General features: G+C 71.6%; 1 protein-coding gene and 2 pseudogenes. All 3 read left to right on the top strand.

Annotated elements, in window-relative coordinates:
• Nucleotides 1-352: pseudogene (locus SACSA_RS21075) on the top strand (hypothetical protein); the annotation flags it as partial.
• Nucleotides 352-954, top strand: coding sequence for a cob(I)yrinic acid a,c-diamide adenosyltransferase (gene cobO / locus SACSA_RS0101950; RefSeq protein ID WP_019813064.1), 603 nt, complete (start codon nucleotides 352-354; stop codon nucleotides 952-954). The pseudogene SACSA_RS21075 and the gene cobO, both read left to right, overlap by 1 nt.
• A pseudogene (locus SACSA_RS21070) lies at nucleotides 948-1,601 on the top strand (cobyrinate a,c-diamide synthase); the annotation flags it as partial. The gene cobO and the pseudogene SACSA_RS21070, both read left to right, overlap by 7 nt.
• Nucleotides 1,602-1,721 lie beyond the last annotated feature (120 nt).

Below are 1,721 nucleotides of genomic sequence, written 5' to 3'. Positions count from 1 at the left end.
GTTGCGCGCGGCCGACGTGCTGCGAATCGAGGCGCTGCGCGATCCCCGGCGGCGTCCGCTGCTGGTGGTGGTCACCGACGGGCGCGCCACCAGCGGGCCCGACGCCGTCGCCCGGTCGCACCAGGCGGCCGGGCTGCTGGCCGGCTCCGGAGTGACCAGTGTCGTGGTCGACTGTGAGAGCGGCCGGATGCGGCTGGGTCTGGCCGCGCGGCTGGCGGAACACCTGGGCGCCGAACACGTTCCCCTGGGGCAGGTGCGGGCCGATTCGCTGGTCGGCGAGGTGCGGCAGCGCACGGGCGGGGCCGCTGAGCCCGGCGCCCCGGAGGACACCGACGACAGGAGGATCGCCTGATGCCCAAGGGACAGCCGGAGACCGTGCCGGACGACGGCCTGACCACGCGGCAGCGCAGGCACCGTCCGATCCTCGCCGTGCACACCGGCGAGATGAAGGGCAAGTCGACCGCCGCGTTCGGCATGGCGTTGCGCGCGTGGAACCAGGGCTGGGACATCGGTGTGTTCCAGTTCGTCAAGTCCGCGAAGTGGCGTGTCGGTGAGGAGTCCGCCCTGCGCACCCTCGGCGCGAGCGATGAGGGCGGCAGTGTCGAGTGGAACAAGATGGGCGAGGGCTGGAGCTGGGCCCGCAAGAAGGGCACCGAAGAGGATCACGCCGCCGACGCCCGCGAGGGCTGGGCCGAGATCAAGCGCAGGCTCGCCGACCAGCGCCACGACTTCTATGTGCTCGACGAGTTCACCTACCCGCTGCACTGGGGTTGGGTCGACACCGACGACGTGGTGGAGACCCTGCTGGCGCGGCCGGGCCGCCAGCACGTCGTGATCACCGGGCGGAAGGCGCCGCCACGGCTGCTCGACGCCGCCGATCTGGTGGCCGAGATGACGAAGGTGCGGCATCCGATGGACGCCGGGCAGAAGGGCCAACGGGGCATCGAATGGTAGCCAGGATCGTCGTCGCGGCGCCGGGGTCGAGCCACGGCAAGACCACGGTCGCGACCGGCCTGATGGCCGCGCTGGCCGAGCGCGGCCTCGCCGTGTCCGGGCACAAGGTCGGCCCCGACTTCATCGACCCGAGCTACCACGCCGTGGCCACCGGCCTTCCGCCGCGCAACCTGGACCCGTTCCTCCAGGGCGAGCACCGGCTGGCCCCGTTGCTGCGGCACGGCGCCCGGTCGGCCGAGATCGCCGTGATCGAGGGCGTGATGGGCCTGTTCGACGGTGCGCTCGGCACCGAGGGCTACGCCTCGACCGCGCACGTGGCCAAGCTGGTCTCCGCGCCCGTGGTGCTGGTGGTGGACGCGAGCGCGGCGAGCCGCAGCGTGGCCGCGCTGGTGCTCGGCTTCGCCCGGTACGACCCGGACGTCGAACTGGCCGGGGTCATCCTGAACAAGCTCGGCTCGCAGCGGCACGAGGACGAGATCCGCTCCGCGTTGGAACCGACCGGTGTTCCCGTGCTCGGGGCGCTGCGGCGCAGCGACGACGTGCACGCGCCGGGCAGGCACCTCGGCCTGGTGCCCGCCGCCGAACGCGCCGACGAGGCGCGGCGGCTCTCACCCCGCCTGGCGGAGTGGGTGCGCGCCGGGGTGGACTAACTGCTTCTCTTGGTTGACCCAATATTCAGCGCGGGCTATAAGTTTTATGAGATCGACAGCTAGCTAAACGCACACCAGCGACCCGAAGTAGGTGAACATCGTCGTGAGTCTCGTGGA

The organism is Saccharomonospora saliphila YIM 90502 (genome assembly GCF_000383795.1).
Lineage (GTDB): Bacteria > Actinomycetota > Actinomycetes > Mycobacteriales > Pseudonocardiaceae > Saccharomonospora > Saccharomonospora saliphila.
Note: the sequence above shows the minus strand (reverse complement) of the source record. Positions and strands in the feature narration are given on the sequence as shown.